Origin of the sequence: Micromonospora chaiyaphumensis, assembly GCF_900091435.1 — a bacterium.
Lineage (GTDB): Bacteria > Actinomycetota > Actinomycetes > Mycobacteriales > Micromonosporaceae > Micromonospora > Micromonospora chaiyaphumensis.
In genome coordinates this window covers 120,024-135,374 of record NZ_FMCS01000009.1, presented here as the reverse complement: position 1 = coordinate 135,374, position 15,351 = coordinate 120,024, and the positions used below count along the sequence as shown (strand labels likewise).

The 15,351-nt window shown below is 76.1% G+C and carries 19 protein-coding genes; 16 read left to right on the top strand and 3 right to left on the bottom strand.

Annotation, left to right across the window (positions count from 1 at the left end):
- The first annotated feature begins 6 nt into the window (after positions 1-6).
- The 3 genes from GA0070214_RS23315 to GA0070214_RS23305 all read left to right on the top strand — a co-directional run bounded on the left by GA0070214_RS23315 (position 7) and on the right by GA0070214_RS23305 (position 3,496).
- Positions 7-867 (top strand): hypothetical protein, encoded by an 861-nt coding sequence (locus GA0070214_RS23315; RefSeq protein WP_091268033.1) that lies wholly within the window; start codon positions 7-9, stop codon positions 865-867.
- A gap of 140 nt (positions 868-1,007) precedes the next feature.
- Positions 1,008-2,501 carry an AAA family ATPase gene (locus GA0070214_RS23310; RefSeq protein ID WP_091268031.1) on the top strand — a complete coding sequence of 498 codons (1,494 nt, stop codon included), beginning with the start codon at positions 1,008-1,010 and terminating at the stop codon, positions 2,499-2,501.
- A 47-nt stretch (positions 2,502-2,548) separates the two neighbouring features.
- Positions 2,549-3,496 (top strand): DUF2567 domain-containing protein, encoded by a 948-nt coding sequence (locus GA0070214_RS23305; protein WP_091268027.1) that lies wholly within the window; start codon positions 2,549-2,551, stop codon positions 3,494-3,496.
- Here GA0070214_RS23305 and GA0070214_RS23300 read toward each other — a convergent pair.
- A complete protein-coding gene (locus tag GA0070214_RS23300) occupies positions 3,462-4,166 on the bottom strand; it encodes an LON peptidase substrate-binding domain-containing protein (RefSeq protein ID WP_091268023.1) in 705 nt (234 codons plus the stop codon). The two genes, GA0070214_RS23305 and GA0070214_RS23300, sit on opposite strands and share 35 nt — an antisense overlap.
- A gap of 107 nt (positions 4,167-4,273) precedes the next feature.
- Between GA0070214_RS23300 and hisD the strand changes: the two genes are divergently transcribed.
- The 12 genes from hisD to hisF all read left to right on the top strand — a co-directional run bounded on the left by hisD (position 4,274) and on the right by hisF (position 12,524).
- Positions 4,274-5,596, top strand: coding sequence for a histidinol dehydrogenase (gene hisD, locus GA0070214_RS23295; RefSeq protein WP_091268019.1), 1,323 nt, complete (start codon positions 4,274-4,276; stop codon positions 5,594-5,596).
- Positions 5,593-6,828: a histidinol-phosphate transaminase gene (locus tag GA0070214_RS23290; protein ID WP_091268016.1), complete on the top strand. Its 1,236-nt coding sequence runs from the start codon at positions 5,593-5,595 to the stop codon at positions 6,826-6,828. The genes hisD and GA0070214_RS23290 overlap by 4 nt, the downstream gene beginning before the upstream one ends.
- Positions 6,825-7,436 (top strand): imidazoleglycerol-phosphate dehydratase HisB, encoded by a 612-nt coding sequence (gene hisB, locus GA0070214_RS23285; protein ID WP_091268013.1) that lies wholly within the window; start codon positions 6,825-6,827, stop codon positions 7,434-7,436. Before GA0070214_RS23290 ends, hisB begins: the two co-directional genes overlap by 4 nt.
- Entirely contained in the window at positions 7,436-7,606 is a 171-nt protein-coding gene (locus GA0070214_RS31975; RefSeq protein ID WP_167364322.1) for a hypothetical protein, read from the top strand. The genes hisB and GA0070214_RS31975 overlap by 1 nt, the downstream gene beginning before the upstream one ends.
- Complete coding sequence (gene hisH, locus GA0070214_RS23280; RefSeq protein WP_091268010.1) at positions 7,603-8,229, top strand: imidazole glycerol phosphate synthase subunit HisH; 627 nt, start codon at positions 7,603-7,605, stop codon at positions 8,227-8,229. Before GA0070214_RS31975 ends, hisH begins: the two co-directional genes overlap by 4 nt.
- Positions 8,222-8,542 (top strand): hypothetical protein, encoded by a 321-nt coding sequence (locus GA0070214_RS23275; protein WP_091268007.1) that lies wholly within the window; start codon positions 8,222-8,224, stop codon positions 8,540-8,542. Before hisH ends, GA0070214_RS23275 begins: the two co-directional genes overlap by 8 nt.
- 19 nt (positions 8,543-8,561) lie before the next feature.
- Positions 8,562-9,290: a bifunctional 1-(5-phosphoribosyl)-5-((5-phosphoribosylamino)methylideneamino)imidazole-4-carboxamide isomerase/phosphoribosylanthranilate isomerase PriA gene (priA, locus tag GA0070214_RS23270; protein WP_091268002.1), complete on the top strand. Its 729-nt coding sequence runs from the start codon at positions 8,562-8,564 to the stop codon at positions 9,288-9,290.
- Complete coding sequence (locus tag GA0070214_RS23265) at positions 9,287-9,730, top strand: Rid family hydrolase (RefSeq protein ID WP_091267999.1); 444 nt, start codon at positions 9,287-9,289, stop codon at positions 9,728-9,730. The genes priA and GA0070214_RS23265 overlap by 4 nt, the downstream gene beginning before the upstream one ends.
- 80 nt (positions 9,731-9,810) lie before the next feature.
- Positions 9,811-10,257, top strand: coding sequence for a MarR family winged helix-turn-helix transcriptional regulator (locus GA0070214_RS23260; protein ID WP_091267996.1), 447 nt, complete (start codon positions 9,811-9,813; stop codon positions 10,255-10,257).
- 5 nt (positions 10,258-10,262) lie between these two features.
- The gene (locus GA0070214_RS23255) at positions 10,263-10,688 is read left to right on the top strand and encodes an organic hydroperoxide resistance protein (RefSeq protein ID WP_091268402.1); all 426 of its coding nucleotides are present in this window, start codon (positions 10,263-10,265) and stop codon (positions 10,686-10,688) included.
- A complete protein-coding gene (locus GA0070214_RS23250; protein ID WP_091267993.1) occupies positions 10,685-11,683 on the top strand; it encodes an NADP-dependent oxidoreductase in 999 nt (332 codons plus the stop codon). The genes GA0070214_RS23255 and GA0070214_RS23250 overlap by 4 nt, the downstream gene beginning before the upstream one ends.
- 73 nt (positions 11,684-11,756) lie before the next feature.
- Positions 11,757-12,524, top strand: coding sequence for an imidazole glycerol phosphate synthase subunit HisF (hisF, locus tag GA0070214_RS23245; protein ID WP_091267990.1), 768 nt, complete (start codon positions 11,757-11,759; stop codon positions 12,522-12,524).
- A 23-nt stretch (positions 12,525-12,547) separates the two neighbouring features.
- Here hisF and GA0070214_RS23240 read toward each other — a convergent pair whose 3' ends face one another.
- Both GA0070214_RS23240 and yczE read right to left on the bottom strand, forming a co-directional pair.
- A complete protein-coding gene (locus tag GA0070214_RS23240) occupies positions 12,548-13,009 on the bottom strand; it encodes a hypothetical protein (RefSeq protein ID WP_091267987.1) in 462 nt (153 codons plus the stop codon).
- A 141-nt stretch (positions 13,010-13,150) separates the two neighbouring features.
- Complete coding sequence (yczE, locus tag GA0070214_RS23235) at positions 13,151-13,828, bottom strand: membrane protein YczE (RefSeq protein WP_244167813.1); 678 nt, start codon at positions 13,826-13,828, stop codon at positions 13,151-13,153.
- A 58-nt stretch (positions 13,829-13,886) separates the two neighbouring features.
- Here yczE and yczR point away from each other — a divergent pair, with 58 nt between their 5' ends.
- Positions 13,887-15,344 (top strand): MocR-like transcription factor YczR, encoded by a 1,458-nt coding sequence (gene yczR, locus GA0070214_RS23230; RefSeq protein ID WP_091267984.1) that lies wholly within the window; start codon positions 13,887-13,889, stop codon positions 15,342-15,344.
- The last annotated feature ends 7 nt before the right edge of the window (positions 15,345-15,351 follow it).

Sequence of the window (15,351 nt, the reverse complement as noted above, 5' to 3'; positions counted from 1 at the left end):
CCGCCGATGAGCACCGACACCGAGCCCCCGCGCCGGTCGCGCTCCGCCGCGCTCACCTGGCTGGCCCTGGCCTGCGCGCTGGTGGTACTGGTGGTCGCCGTCGCACAGCGGCGGGACCGGCCGGTGGGCGACCGCACGGTGGGCGAGGTGACCCGGGTGGGCGTGGCCGACGGCGCGTCGGTGCCGGCCTACCTGCGGGCCGCCACCGACGAACTCGCCCGGCTCGACGCCCCGGCGCCCGGCAGCTACGCCCTGGTCTCGTTCGCCGCGTACCTGACGCCGGCGCAGGTGGCCACGGCGCTCGGCGGGGCTCCGGTCTCCGCCGTGCTGGCCCGGGTGCCGGTGCCCGGGCGGCAGACGGAGATCGTCCGGATCGCCGCGCTGCGCGTCCCGGACGACGTGGTCGCCGGGATGGCCGAGGTGGCCGTGCGCAAGGACCGGGAGGCCGCCGACTACCGGATCCGCGCCGCCACTCCCGCGGCCACCGTCGACCCCGGGCTGCGCCGGGTGTACGACACCGGGGCCGACGTGGCGGCGCGGGAGGCGGCCGGCTACCGGGCGGCCTGCGCCTGCGTCTACGCGGCCGTGGTGCGGGACGCCCCGGAGACCCTGCGGGCGCTGGCGGCCCGTTCCGGGGTCCGTGCGGTCGACCCCGCTCCGGAGGTGACCCGGTTGGACCGCACGGTGTTCACGCCGCCGCTGCCCGAGCAGCGGGACGTGGCCCGGCCGCCGGCCGACACCGGGCTCGTGCCGAGCCCCGGTATGGCCGATTCGTCGGAATCCGCACCGACGGTGACCGGATCCTCACCGGCCACCGGCCGGCCCGCCGCCGGGGCGGGACCGCCCAATCCCGCTCCCACCTCCTGAGACGTGCGGGTGGGTGGCGTCGGGTCCGGCCGGGCGGTGAGGAGGGCCACCGGGGGATGTGCGCACCGGGGTGTGGTCCGAATAGGGTTTCGTTCGTAGCCTGTCAGGCGGAGATCGATGGGCTGGGGAGGGGCGAGGCCTTGGACGGCAGCGAAACCGGCTGGGGTCGGCAGTCTGAGCCGGCACCACGGTGGCGGGCGCTGCTCGACCGGGCCCGGCTCGGCGGTCGCGGTGCGGAGCACCCCGACGCCGACCACCGCGCCGAGGAGCCCCCGCCGCCCCCGGAGCCGCTGCCCCGGCGGGCCGCCGGCACCGGCTGGACGGGCCGGGCGCAGGCCGTCGTCCGCCCCGCCGACGGGTCGTTCGGCGCCGAGCCGGCCTACCGCGCCGAGGCGACCTACCGGGTGGAGCCGGCCTACCGGGTCGACCCGCGCTACGGCGGCGAGCCGGCCTACCGGGCGGAGCCCGCCTACCGCGCCGAGCCGGAGCCCCGCGCCGAGCCGTCCTGGCGGTCCGAGCCGGTCCACCCGGAGCCGGCCTATCCCGAGCCGGAGGCGCGCGGCCGGGGCACGGCCTCGGTCGAGTCCCGGTACGCGCTGCTCGACGGCGGCTACCAGCCCGACCCGGCGCCGGTGGAGTCCCGCTACGCGCTGCTGGACCGGGGCCGCTACCGGCCGGAGACCCACCCCGCCCCCGAGCCGGCCCCGCCCGCCCCCGGCCACCCGGCCCGCACCGAGGGCTACCCGGCGCGGATCGAGCCGGCGCGGATCGAGCCGGCGCGGATCGAGCCGGCCCGGATGGAGTGGCGTGCGCCGGAGCCGGAGACGGACCTGGAGCGGGCGGCCGGGGTGCTCCGCCGCGAGCTGGGCGGGCCACGGGTGCTCGCCTTCGCCAACCCGAAGGGCGGGGTGCACAAGACCACCGCCACCGTGCTCGCCGCGGCCACCGTGGGCAGCGTCCGCGGGCGCGGGGTGCTCGCCTGGGACGACAACGAGCTGCGCGGCACCCTGGGCCTGCGCGCCGGCAGCGCCCGGCACGCCCGCACCATCCGGCACCTGATCCACGACCTCGCGCAGATCGAGATCCTGGAGGGCGCCACCCTGCTGGAGCACCTCGACGACTACCTGCGGCACGCCTCCGACGGCTCGTACGACGTGCTGGCCGGCGAGGAGAGCCCGCGCTTCGCCCAGCGGCTGGACCAGTTCACCGTGAAGCGCGTGCTGGAGCTGCTGCGCCGCACCCACGACGTGGTGTGTGTGGACACCGGCAACAACGTGGAGAGCCCCAACTGGCGCACCGTCATGCAGGCCGCCGACCAGCTCGTGGTGACCACCGTGCCCCGCGAGGACGCCGCGTTCAGCGCGGACTGGATGCTCGACCTGCTGCACGAGGAGGGCATGGGCGAGCTGGCCGACAACGCGGTCACCCTGATCTCCTGCCCCACTCCCGGCCGCACCGCCCTCCAGGACGACCTGGAGCGGCACTTCGCCACCCGGACCCGGGCCGTGGCCGTGGTGCCCTACGATCCGGCGCTGGAGACCGGCTCCTCGATCGAGTACCACCAGCTGCAGGCCGAGACCCGGCAGGGCTGGCTCAAGGCCGCCGCCGTGATGCTGGAGCCGTTCGCCCGCTGACCGCCACCGCCGCCCCGCAGGGCCCCGTCGCCTGAGAGGATCACCGGGTGAGTCCGGACACCCCTGATCCCGAGCGGGCCGCCGGCGGTCCCGACGCGCCCGGCGACGCCGCCCGCCCGCCCGCCGGCGCGGACAGCTCCCCGCGCCCCGACCGGCCCACCGACGCCGCCCCGCCCGACGCGTCCCGGGGCGCGGGGAGCGCACCCGACCGGTCCCCGAGCGCCGGGGAATCGCCCGACGGGTCCCCGACCCCCGACCAGGTGCCCGGGTGGCCCGGTGGCCTGCCGGTGCCCGCCGGCACCCCGGTCACCGCGCCCGGCGCGGACCCGCTCGCCGGCTACCCGGGCGTCGTCGGCGCCGTGCCCGGCGCGCCGGCCGCCGCCCGTCGGGGTGGGGGCCGGGCCACCGTCGTCGCCCTCGGCGCGGCGCTGCTGCTGACCGCGCTCGGCGCGCCGCTGGGCCTGCTCTGGGCGCTGGTGGCGCCCGGCACGCCCGTGCAGATGACCGATGAGGGCGCCGTGTACGCCACCCCGCAGCCGGAGCAGCCGATCGCCGCGGACGGCTGGTTCAGCCTGCTCGGGCTCGGCTTCGGGGTGCTCGCCGCGATCACCCTGTGGGTGGTGCTGCGCCGGCGGCGCGGCCCTGGCGGCCTGGTCGCCGGGACGCTCGGCGGGCTCGGCGCGGCGGTCGTGGCCTGGCAGGTCGGCCGCCGGATCGGGCTCGGCACCTACCAGCGGCTGCTGGACACCGCGCCGCCCGGGACCGCCTTCACGAAGCCCGCCGACCTGCGCGCCGGTGGCGTCGACTGGTACGGGCCGCTGCCCGTGCCGCACGGCAACCTGCTGCTGGCGGCGTTCGGCGCGGCCGTGACGTACACCCTGCTGGCCGGCTGGTCCCGGTGGCCCTCGCTGCGGCCGGAGCCGGAGTGGGACGGCGGTTGGGCGCCCGGCGGGCCGGGGATCAGTTCGGCGCCGGGGGACCAGCCAGCTCGCTGAGCGGCACCGGGACCGCCCGGACCTCGCGCAGCAGGGCGGCCTCCCGGTTGAGCAGCCGCAGCTCGGCCCGGAGCCGGCCGGCGGTGTCGTCGATGGCGAGCAGCCGCTGCCGGTCGTCGACGGTCAGCGCCGCGGTCGCGGCGACCAGGTGCGACAGCACCGTCGGATCCTCCGGCAGCTGCTCGGAGATCTCCTGCGGGTCGGGCCGGACGAGGCCCAGGTACTGCCGGAAGACCGAGATCACCCGGGCGGCCAGCAGGTCCGCCACCTCGTCGGTCCCGGTCGGCTCGGGCAGCCACTCGACCTCGGCGGTCAGGTAGGGCGCGGCGGCGTCGTCGACCTCGGCGATGCGGAACCGCCGCCGCCCCACCGTGACGATGTCGAACCCGCCGTCGGCCAGCTCGGTGACCTGCCGCAGCTCGGCGGTGCAGCCCACCTCGTGCAGGGTGACGTCGCCGCCGGCCGGCCCCGACCGGCCCGGGGGCCCGGCCGGCGCGACCTCCCAGCCGGCCTGGATCGCCACCACCCCGAACTCGCGCGCCGCGCCCTCGGGCAGGCCGACCAGGTGGCGCACCAGCGCCCGGTAGCGCTCCTCGAAGATGTGCAGTGGGAGGACCAGCCCCGGGAAGAGGACCGTCCCGAGCGGGAAAACCGGCAGCCGTGCGGTCACGTGATCGAGCGTATCCCGATCTCGTTCCCGTGGCGTGTCCCGGCTCACCGTCCCGGCGTACGGGCGGCTCCGGCCGGGGCGCGGGCCGGCCGCCTAGACTCGCAAGGGTGTTGAACCGGATCGACCTGCGCGGCGGGGCCCGTGACCCGCGCCGCCTGCTGCCCCGTGCCCAACTCGACGTCTCCGTGGCGGTCGAGCGGATCCGCCCCCTCGTGGAGGCGGTCCGGGAGCATGGGTACCCGGCGATCCGCGAGGCGAGTGAGCGGTTCGACGGTGTGTCCCCGGAGCGCCTGCGGGTGCCGGTCGAGGTGATCCGCGCGGCCGAGGACACCCTCGACCCGCAGGTCCGCGCGGCGCTGCTGGAGTCGATCACGCGGGCCCGCAAGGTGCACGCCGACCAGCGCCGCGTCGACCACACCACCCAGGTGGTGCCGGGCGGCACGGTGACCGAGCGCTGGGTGCCGGTCGACCGGGTCGGCCTCTACGTCCCCGGCGGCCTGGCCATGTACCCGTCGACCGTGGTCATGAACGTCGTCCCCGCCCAGGCGGCCGGGGTCCGCTCGCTGGTGGTGGTCAGCCCGCCGCAGAAGGACAACGGCGGCCTGCCCGACCAGCGGGTCCTCGCCGCCTGCGCGCTGCTCGGCGTCGACGAGGTCTACGCGGTCGGCGGCGCCCAGGCGGTGGCCATGCTGGCGTACGGCGCGACGGTCGACCCGGCGGGCGCCGAGCGCTGCGAGCCCGTCGACATGATCACCGGCCCGGGCAACATCTGGGTCACCGCCGCCAAGCGGCTGCTGCGCGGCGTGGTCGGCATCGACGCCGAGGCCGGGCCCACCGAGATCGCCATCCTGGCCGACGGCACCGCCGACCCGGCGCACGTCGCCGCCGACCTGATCAGCCAGGCCGAGCACGACCCCCTCGCGGCCAGCGTGCTGGTCACCCCGTCGACGGCGCTCGCCGACGCGGTCGACGCCGAGCTGGCCCGGCAGGTGCCGGCCGCCAAGCACGCCGAGCGGATCGGCACGGCGCTGCGCGGCGAGCAGAGCGGCGTGGTCCTGGTCGACGACCTCGAGGCGGGGCTGCGGGTGGTGGACGCGTACGCGGCCGAGCACCTGGAGATCCAGACCGTGGACGCCCGCGAGTGGGCGCTGCGGGTGCGCAACGCCGGCGCGGTCTTCGTGGGCGCCTGGTCGCCGGTGTCGCTCGGCGACTACTGCGCCGGTTCCAACCACGTGCTGCCCACCGGCGGCTGCGCCCGGCACTCCTCCGGCCTGTCGGTGCAGTCCTTCCTGCGCGGCATCCACCTCGTGGAATACAGCCGGGAGGCGCTGCGCGAGGTGGCCCCGCACGTGGTCACCCTGGCCGGCGTCGAGGACCTGCCGGCGCACGGCCAGGCGGTCAGCGCCCGCTTGCCCGGGGAGACCCCGTGACCACCCTCGACGACCTGCCGATCCGCGACGACCTGCGGGGCCTGTCGCCCTACGGCGCGCCGCAGCTCGACGTGCCGGTGCGGCTGAACACCAACGAGAACTCCTATCCGGTGCCCGAGCCGGTGGTCGAGGCGATCGGCAAGGCCCTCGCGGCCGAGCTGCGCGACCTCAACCGCTACCCCGACCGGGACGCCGTGGCCCTCCGCGCCGACCTCGCGGATTACCTCGGTCATGGGCTCACCGTCGACCACGTGTGGGCGGCCAACGGCTCCAACGAGATCCAGCAGCAGCTGCTCCAGGCGTTCGGCGGCCCCGGGCGCACCGCGCTGGGCTTCACCCCGGCCTACTCGATGCACCCGCTGCTGGCGCTCGGCACCGGCACCGCGTGGATCCCGGCCGCCCGCGACGCGGACTTCGGGCTGACCGTGGCCGACGCGGTCGCCCAGGTCCGGGCGCACCGGCCCGACGTCGTCTTCCTCTGCTCGCCGAACAACCCGACCGGCACAGCGCTCGACCCGGCCGTCGTCGCCGCCGTGCTGGCCGAGGCGCCCGGCATGGTGGTCGTCGACGAGGCGTACGCCGAGTTCGCCCGGCCCGGCACGGTCAGCGCGCTGGCCGTGCTGCCCGGGCACCCCCGGCTCGTGGTCACCCGCACCATGAGCAAGGCGTTCGGCTTCGCCGGCGGCCGGCTCGGCTACCTGGCCGCCGACCCGGCCGTGGTGCAGGCGGTGCAGCTGGTCCGGCTGCCGTACCACCTGTCGGCGCTCACCCAGGCCGCCGCCCGCGCGGCGCTGGCCCACCGCGACGCCCTGCTCGGCACTGTCACCGCGATCATGGAGCAGCGCGACCGGATCGTGGCCGACCTGCGCGCCCGCGGCCACCGGGTGGCCGACAGCGATGCCAACTTCGTGCTCTTCGAGGTCGGCGGCGACCGACAACTCCGGCTCGGCGCGTCTGACGCCGCGCCCCGACCCGGAGCCGTCGACCGACAACTCCGGCTCGGCGCGTCTGACGCCGCGCCCCGACCCGGAGCCGTCGACCGACAACTCCGGCTCGGCGCGTCTGACGCCGCGCCCCGACCCGGAGCCGTCGACCAGGCCGTCGCCTGGCGCACCCTGCTCGCCGCCGGTGTGCTGGTCCGCGACGTCGGCCTGCCCGGCTGGCTGCGGGTCACCGCCGGCACCCCCGCCGAGACCGACGCCTTTTTGTCTGCGATGGAGAAGCTGTCATGAGCCGGACCGCCCGGGTGGAGCGGATCACCAAGGAGACCAAGGTCCTCGTCGAGATCGACCTCGACGGCACCGGCAAGGCCGACATCGAGACCGGCGTCGGCTTCTACGACCACATGCTCAACCAGATCGCCCGGCACGGCGGCTTCGACCTGACCGTCCACACCGTCGGCGACCTGGAGATCGACGCCCACCACACCATGGAGGACACCGCGCTCGCCCTGGGCGCCGCGTTCGACCAGGCGCTGGGGGACAAGGCCGGCATCCGGCGGTACGGTTCGGCCACCGTCCCCATGGACGAGGTGCTGGTCCGGGCCGCCGTCGACCTGTCCGGCCGGCCCTACGTGGTGCACGACGAGCCGGTGCTCGCGCCGTACATCGGGCCGGTCTACCCGACGAGCATGACCCGGCACATCTGGGAGTCGTTCGGCCAGGCCGCCCGGGTCACGCTGCACGTGGACGTGCTGCGCGCGGCCCGGCCCGGCGGCCACCCGGACGCCCACCACGTGGTCGAGGCCCAGTTCAAGGCGGTCTCCCGGGCGCTGCGCGAGGCCACCGCGATCGACCCGCGCGCGGCGGGCGCGATCCCCAGCACGAAGGGCGCGCTCTGATGCGGGTACTGCCGACGTTGCTGCTGATCCTGGCCGGGGTGCTGGTGGGCGGCACCTGGTCTCTCCACAAGCAGGGCGCCGCCCGCGGCGCCGTGGTGATCACCGGGCTGCTCGCCGTGCTGGCCACCGCCGGCGGGCTGCTGTGGCTGCTTCCGGGGGAGGGCGCGTGAGCCGGCGGGTCGTGGTCCTCGACTACGGGTCGGGCAACCTGCGCTCGGCCGAGCGCGCCTTGGCGCGGGTCGGCGCCGACGTCACCGTCACCGCCGACCTGACCGCCGCCGCCGAGGCCGACGGCCTCGTGGTGCCGGGCGTCGGCGCGTACGCGGCGTGCATGGCCGGGATCGAGGCGCTGGGCGCCGGCCCGGTCATCGCCGACCGGGTCGCCGCGGGCCGCCCGGTGCTCGGCATCTGCGTCGGCATGCAGGTGCTCTTCGAGCACGGCGACGAGCACGGCGTGGTGACCAAGGGGCTCGGCCTGCTGCCCGGCGGGGTGACGAAACTCCCCGCCCCGCGGCTGCCGCACATGGGCTGGAACACCGTGCAGGCCCCGGCCGCCTCGGTGCTCTTCGCCGGGCTGCCGGCCGACGCCCGGTTCTACTTCGTCCACTCCTACGGGGTGACCGCACCGGCCGCGCTGGCCGCTGCCGGGGCCACCGTCACCACGGCCCACCACGGCGCGGACTTCGTGGCCGGGGTCGAGCGGGGCGCCCTGTCGGCGGCCCAGTTCCACCCCGAGAAGTCGGCCGACACGGGCGCCGCCCTGCTGCGCAACTGGCTCGGCACACTTGAGTAAGGAGCGGGCCCGGCGGCGGGAGGCGCGCCAGGCCGCGTTGGAGCGGGAACGCGCCGTCCGCTCCCGCCGCGTGGCGCGCCGGGAGCGGCGGCGTGCCGTCGTACGCCGGTTGACGCCCGTGGTGCGGCGGGGCCGCACCGGCCGGCTACGCCGGCACAGCCGGGGCGAGCGGGCGGCGATCGTGCTGCTCACCGGCGCGGCGGTGGCCGGCATCTGGAGTTTCGTCGACGACCTGGCGCTGCGGCTGGCGCTGGTCGTGTTGTTGCTGCTGGTCCTGCCCGCGGTCGTGGTGATCGCCCTGGACCGCCGTTGAAGATGCGAGGAGAAGACCTGTGAGCCTCACCCTGTTGCCCGCCGTGGACGTCGCCGACGGCCAGGCCGTCCGGCTGGTCCAGGGCGCCGCCGGCAGCGAGACCGCGTACGGGGATCCGCTGGAGGCCGCCCTCGCCTGGCAGTCCGACGGGGCGGAGTGGATCCACCTGGTCGACCTGGACGCCGCGTTCGGCCGGGGCACCAATGCCCACCTGCTCGCCGAGGTCGTCCGCCAGCTCGACGTGAAGGTCGAACTCTCCGGCGGCATCCGGGACGACGAGTCGCTGGAGGCCGCCCTGGGCACCGGCGCGGCCCGGGTCAACATCGGCACGGCGGCACTGGAGGACCCGGAGTGGTGCGACCGGGTCTGCGGCGAGTACGGCGACCGGGTGGCCATCGGGCTGGACGTGCGCGGCCGTACCCTCTCCGCGCGCGGCTGGACCCGCGACGGCGGTGACCTCTACGAGGTGCTGGCCCGGCTGGACAAGGCCGGCGCGGCCCGCTACGTGGTCACCGACATCACCAAGGACGGCACCATGCGCGGGCCCAACCTGGACCTGCTGCGCGAGGTCTGCGCCCGCACCGACGCGCCGGTGATCGCCTCCGGCGGGGTGTCCACCCTGGACGACCTGCGCGCGCTGTCCGCCCTGGAGGCGGTGGGCGTGGAGGGCGTGATCGCCGGCAAGGCGCTCTACGCCGGGGCGTTCACCGTCGCCGAGGCGCTCGCCACCCTGCGGGCCGGGGAGTGACCGCCGTCGCGGGGGACGGTGCCCGCACCGAGCCGGAGCCGTCGGGTGACGCCGCCGTCACCCGGCTCGGGTCGGGCGGCCCCTGGGAGGCGCTCTACGGCTACTGCCGGGTGGTCCGGGCCGGGCAGTCGGCGATCACGGCGGGCTGTACCTCCACGGTGGACGGCCGGGTGGCCCACGTCGGGGACGCCGCCGCGCAGACCGCCCAGGCGATCCGGATCGGCCTGGACGCGCTCGCCGAGGTCGGCGCCGGGCCGGCCGACGTGGTGCGCACCCGGATGTACGTGACCGACCGCGTCTACGCCGACGAGGTGGGCCGGGCGCACAACGCGGTGTTCGGGGCGGTCCGCCCGGTGGCCACCATGGTCGTGGTGGCCGGGCTCATCGATCCGGACCACCTGGTCGAGGTCGAGCTGGAGGCGTGGCTCGGCGACCGCTGAGGGCCGTCCGTGATTGTGGCGGCGGCCACCTCGCGCTCCGATCGGTTGTGCACAACTCAATTGGGCGCTACGGTTCAGCGGTGACCGATGATCTGGTGCTGCGCCGGCAGGTGTGCTTCGCCCTCTACGCGGCGTCGCGCGCCCTCACCGACGTCTACCGGCCCATCCTCGACGAGCACGGCCTGACCTACCCGCAGTACCTCGTGCTGCTGGTGCTCTGGGAGCGCGGCGACGACGCCCCCACGGTCTCCGAGCTCGGCGCGCGGCTCCGGCTCGACTCCGGCACGCTCTCCCCGCTGCTCAAGCGGCTGGAGGCGGCCGGGTTCGTGGTGCGCACCCGCTCGGCGGCCGACGAGCGCCGCGTCGAGGTGGGCCTCACCGCGCAGGGCCGGGCCCTGCGCGAGCGGATGGACGAGGTGCCGCGCCGGGTGGCTCTGGCCACCGGTCTCACCGAGGCCGAGCTGGTCGCCCTGCGGGACACCCTCACCCGGGTCACCGAGACGATCCACCGACAGAAGGAGCAGTGACCACCATGCAGGTGCTCTACACCGCGTCCGCGCAGGCCACCGGCGACGGCCGGGACGGCCACGTCCGCACCTCCGACGGCGGCCTCGACCTGGACCTGGCCGTTCCGAAGGAGATGGGCGGCGCCGGCGGCGCGACCAACCCGGAGCAGCTCTTCGCGGCCGGCTACGCGGCCTGCTTCCACTCGGCTCTGCGCCTGGTCGCCCGCAAGGCCCGGGCGGACGTCGCGAACTCGGTCGTCGAGGCCGAGGTGGGCATCGGCCCGAACGGCAGCGGCGGCTTCGGCCTCGCCGTCACGCTGGTGGTCGACCTGCCCGCCGTCGAGGGGTCCGCCGCGCAGCAGCTGGTCGAGGCGGCCCACCAGGTCTGCCCGTACTCCAACGCGACCCGGGGCAACATCGACGTCACCCTGACCGTCCGGGACGCCCGATGAGCGCCAACCGGGAGATCCACCTGGCGTCCCGGCCGCAGGGCTGGCCGACCACCGACAACTTCCGGCTGGTCACCACCGAGGTGCCCACCCCGGGGCCGGGCCAGCTCGTGGTCCGCAACCGGTACCTGTCGGTCGACCCGTACATGCGCGGGCGGATGAACGACGTCAAGTCGTACGTGCCGCCGTTCGCGCTCGACGCCCCGCTCGACGGCGGCGCGGTCGGCGAGGTCGTGGCCAGCGAGGCCGAGGGCTTCGCGCCCGGCGACGTCGTGCTGCACGGCCTGGGCTGGCGGGAGTACGCGCTGGTCGACGCCAAGGGCGCGCGGAAGGTCGACCCGGACCTGGCTCCGGTGACCGCCTACCTGGGCGTGCTCGGCATGACCGGGCTGACCGCGTACGCCGGGCTGCTCGACGTGGCGGCCATGAAGCCGGGCGAGACGGTCTTCGTCTCCGGCGCGGCCGGCGCGGTCGGCAGCATGGTCGGGCAGATCGCCAAGCTGCGCGGCGCCGGCCGGGTGATCGGCAGCGCCGGCTCGGCGGCCAAGGTCGAGCGGCTGCGGGCCCTCGGCTTCGACGCCGCGTTCGACTACCACGACGGCCCGGTCCGCGACCAGCTCCGCGCCGCCGCCCCGGACGGCGTCGACGTCTACTTCGACAACGTCGGCGGCGAGCACCTGGAGGCCGCCATCGGCGCCATGAACCTGCACGGCCGGGCCGCCATCTGCGGCATGATCGCGCAGTACAACGCCACCGAGCCGCCCGCCGCCCCGCGCAACCTGGCGCTGCTCATCGGCAAGCGGCTCACCCTGCGCGGCTTCCTGGTCGGCGACCACGGCCACCTGCGGGAGCAGTTCGTCCAGGAGATGGCCGGCTGGCTGCGGGACGGCCGGATCTCCTACGACGAGACGGTGGTCGACGGCATCGAGAACGCCCCGGAGGCCTTCCTCGGCCTGCTGCGCGGCGAGAACCTCGGCAAGATGCTCGTCCGGGTGTGACACGGCACTCGTTCGCGGCGGCCGGCCCCCTCGGGCCGGCCGCCGCGGCGTGCGCGTTGGATAGGCTCGCGGCATGACGGTGGCGGTACGGGTGATCCCGTGTCTGGACGTGGACGCCGGGCGGGTGGTCAAGGGGGTCAACTTCCTCGACCTGCGCGACGCCGGCGACCCGGTGGAGCTGGCGGCCGCGTACGACCGGGCCGGCGCCGACGAGCTGACCTTCCTCGACGTCACCGCCTCCAGCAGCGACCGCGGCACCATGCTCGACGTGGTGCGGCGCACCGCCGAGTCGGTCTTCATCCCGCTCACCGTCGGCGGGGGCGTCCGCCAGGTCGCCGACGTCGACACCCTGCTGCGCGCCGGCGCGGACAAGGTCGGGGTGAACACCGCGGCCATCGCCCGCCCCGAGCTGATCGCCGAGATCGCCGACCGGTTCGGCCGGCAGGTGCTGGTGCTCTCCCTCGACGTGCGCCGGGCGCCGGCCGGCACCACCCCGAGCGGCTTCGAGGTGACCACCCACGGCGGGCGCCGGGGCACCGGCCTCGACGCGGTCGAGTGGGCGGCACGCGCCGCCGAGCTGGGAGCCGGGGAGATCCTGCTCAACTCGATGGACGCCGACGGCACGAAGGCCGGCTTCGACCTGCCGCTGATCGAGGCCGTCCGCGCGGTCGTGGACGTGCCGGTGATCGCCAGCGGCGGGGCCGGCCAGGTGGCCCACTTCCCGCCGGCCATCGGCGCGGGCGCCGACGCGGTCCTCGCGGCCAGTGTCTTCCACTTCGGCGAGCTGACCGTCGGCGAGGTCAAGGACGCCCTGCGCGGCGCCGGCCACCCGGTCCGCTGAGCCGCCGGCCCCCGGTGCGGGGGTCAGGGCCGGCCGGAGTGACCCTCGGGGGAGCGGCGCGGCATCGGGATGGAGCGGACCACGTACTCCTGCACGGCGGCGGCGTGGTCGTCCTCGGCCAGGTGCCAGTCGGACTCGTCCGGGGCGGGGCCGCGGCTCAGCACGCCCTGCACGGTGTCCACGGTGGTGCCCAGCCCGGCGCTGGGCCGGGTGCGCCAGAGCCGCTCGCCGTCCGGGGTCACCCGGAACCAGCCGTCGCTGACGCTGACCAGCCCGGCGCTCACCAGCCGGCGGACCGCGCCCTCCACCTCGTGGCGTTCGGGGATGGCCTGGTTGAGGTGGTCGGCGGTGGAGAGGACGTCGGCGAGGCGCACGCCCTCCGGGCGCCGGGTGGCGGCGGCCCGGCGGTGCCGACCGGCGCCGCTCGCGATGACCAGTGAGACGAAGATCCAGGCGTCGCTCCAACGCCAACCGTTCTCCCCCATGCACGCATGATGCCCGGCCGCGACGGCGGAGAAAACACCCGGTTTCGCTCCCGGACGTCGCCGCAGCTCAGCGACGTCCCGCCCGGCCCGCCGGGTGGCGGTCGGCGCCGTGTACGTGACGCTGCGTGACGCAGGGGCGGGTCAGGCGGCCTCGCCGGCCGGGCGCGGCGTGCGGGGGAGCGCCGGATCCGCGGCGGCCTCGTCGGCCGGCGGGGCCGGCACCGCGAAGATCGGGATGAACAGTTGGGCGAGCGGCCCGATGGCCAGCGCGTACGCCACGGTGCCGAGGCCCACGGTGCCGCCGAGCAGCCAGCCCAGGCTCAGCACGGTCACCTCGATGACGGTCCGGACCAGCCGGATCGAGTAGCGGGGGTGGCGGGCGGTGAAGCCGGTCATGAGGCCGTCGCGTGGGCCGGGGCCGAGCCCGGCGCCCAGGTAGAGACCGGTGGCGGCACCGTTGGCGACGATACCGACGACCAGCAGGGTGGCACGCAGCGGCAGTCCTTCGCCGGGTGGCAGCAGGGCCAGGGTGGCGTCGACGACCAGCCCGATGACCACGACGTTGCTCACGGTCCCGAGGCCGGGCCGCTGCCGCAGCGGGATCCAGAGCAGCAGCACCACGGCGCCGACCGCGATGGTGACCGTGCCGAAGGAGAGGCCGGTCTGCCGGGCGAGCCCCTGGTGGAACACGTCCCACGGGTCGAGGCCGAGCCCCGACCGGATCATCAGCGCCATGCTGATCCCGTAGAGGGCGAGCCCGGCGTAGAGCTGGACGAGCCGCCGGGTGGGCCGGTACCCGAGATTGCCAATTCGTGCCATGGGTGCCACCCTAGGTGCCAATCTGGTCCGCGACAGAGCCAATTCAGGAGGGGTGGCCATGACGAGTCAGGTGCGTGGCGTCCAATTGGCTCGCCTCCTCGGGCAGTGGCATGCCCTGCCGGGCCGCCGGCGCAGCCCCGACTATGCCGCGCTCGCCGCCGCGGTCCGCGGGCTGCTCGCCGACGGCCGGCTCCCCCTCGGGGTACGCCTCCCGGCCGAGCGGGATCTCGCCGAGGCGCTCCGGATCAGCCGGACCACGGTGACCGCCGCGTACCGGGAGCTGCGGGAGACCGGCCACCTGGCCAGCCGGCGCGGCGCCGGGAGCTGGACCATGCTCCCGGGCACCCACCGGGTGGCCAGCACCGGGCTGTGGACCCCACTGGACGACCGGGACATGATCGACCTGGGGGTGGCCGCCCTCTCCGCCCCGGCGCAGCTCGTGCCGGCCGCCCGGGCCGCCGCCGAGGACCTGCCGCGCTACCTCGGTGGGGCCGGCTACCACCCGACCGGCATCATCGAGCTGCGCGAGGCGGTGGCCCGCGCGTACACCGAGCGGGGCCTGCCCACCAGCCCGGAGCAGATCATGGTGACCAGCGGCACCCAGCACGCGCTGGACCTGGTGCTGCGGCTCGCCCTGTCCCCGGGCGGCGGGGTGCTGGTGGAGTCGCCCACCTACCCGAACGCCCTGGCCGCGCTGTCGGCCCGGCGGGCCCGGATCACCACCCACGGGCTCGCCGCCGACGGTGACGGGTGGGACGCCGACCTGCTGCTGGGCAGCATCCGGCAGACCCGGCCGAAGCTGGCCTACGTGATCCCCGAGTTCCACAACCCGACCGGCCACCTCATGGCGGCCGACCTGCGGGAGCGGCTGGTCGGCGCGGCGCACGCCGCCGGGACCGACCTGATCGTGGACGAGTCCTTCGTGGACCTGCCGCTGGACGGCACCCCGCTGCCGCCGCCGGTGGCCACCTTCGACCGGCACTCCCGCGTGATCAGCATCGGCGGGATGAGCAAGCCCTACTGGGGTGGGCTGCGGATCGGCTGGGTCCGGGCGTCCGCCCCGCAGGTGCAGCGTCTGGCCGCCGCCCGGGTCGGTGTGGACATGGCCAGCCCCGTGCTCGACCAGCTCGTGGCGGTGCACCTGCTGGCCCAGGGGCCGGGCATCGTGATCGACCGGCGGATCCAGCTCGCCGCCCAGCGGGACGCCCTGGTGAAGGCCATGGCCGACCGGCTGCCCGACTGGAAGGTCACCGTGCCGCGCGGCGGCGTCACGCTCTGGGTGGAGCTGGACGGCCCGATCTCCAGCGCGCTGGCCCGCGCCGCCGAGGAGGTCGGCGTACGCCTGGCGCCCGGCCCCCGGTTCGGCCTGGACGGCACCCTGGAGCGGTTCCTCCGGCTGCCCTTCACGCTGCCCGCCGCGGACCTGGAGGAGGCCGTGGGCCGGCTCGCCGCGGTCCGCTACGACCTGGACCGGGCCGGCCGCCCGCAGTGGCGGGAGCCCTCCGTCATCGCCTGACGGCCCG

Excerpts from the sequence above, each read along its gene's own strand:
- yczR (WP_091267984.1), top strand. The coding sequence starts at position 13,887 with ATGACGAGTCAGGTGCGTGGCGTCCAATTGGCTCGCCTCCTCGGGCAG.
- yczE (WP_244167813.1), bottom strand. The coding sequence starts at position 13,828 with ATGGCACGAATTGGCAATCTCGGGTACCGGCCCACCCGGCGGCTCGTC.
- GA0070214_RS31975 (WP_167364322.1), top strand. The coding sequence starts at position 7,436 with ATGCGGGTACTGCCGACGTTGCTGCTGATCCTGGCCGGGGTGCTGGTG.
- GA0070214_RS23255 (WP_091268402.1), top strand. The coding sequence starts at position 10,263 with ATGCAGGTGCTCTACACCGCGTCCGCGCAGGCCACCGGCGACGGCCGG.
- hisF (WP_091267990.1), top strand. The coding sequence starts at position 11,757 with ATGACGGTGGCGGTACGGGTGATCCCGTGTCTGGACGTGGACGCCGGG.
- GA0070214_RS23250 (WP_091267993.1), top strand. The coding sequence starts at position 10,685 with ATGAGCGCCAACCGGGAGATCCACCTGGCGTCCCGGCCGCAGGGCTGG.
- GA0070214_RS23240 (WP_091267987.1), bottom strand. The coding sequence starts at position 13,009 with ATGGGGGAGAACGGTTGGCGTTGGAGCGACGCCTGGATCTTCGTCTCA.
- GA0070214_RS23315 (WP_091268033.1), top strand. The coding sequence starts at position 7 with ATGAGCACCGACACCGAGCCCCCGCGCCGGTCGCGCTCCGCCGCGCTC.
- hisB (WP_091268013.1), top strand. The coding sequence starts at position 6,825 with ATGAGCCGGACCGCCCGGGTGGAGCGGATCACCAAGGAGACCAAGGTC.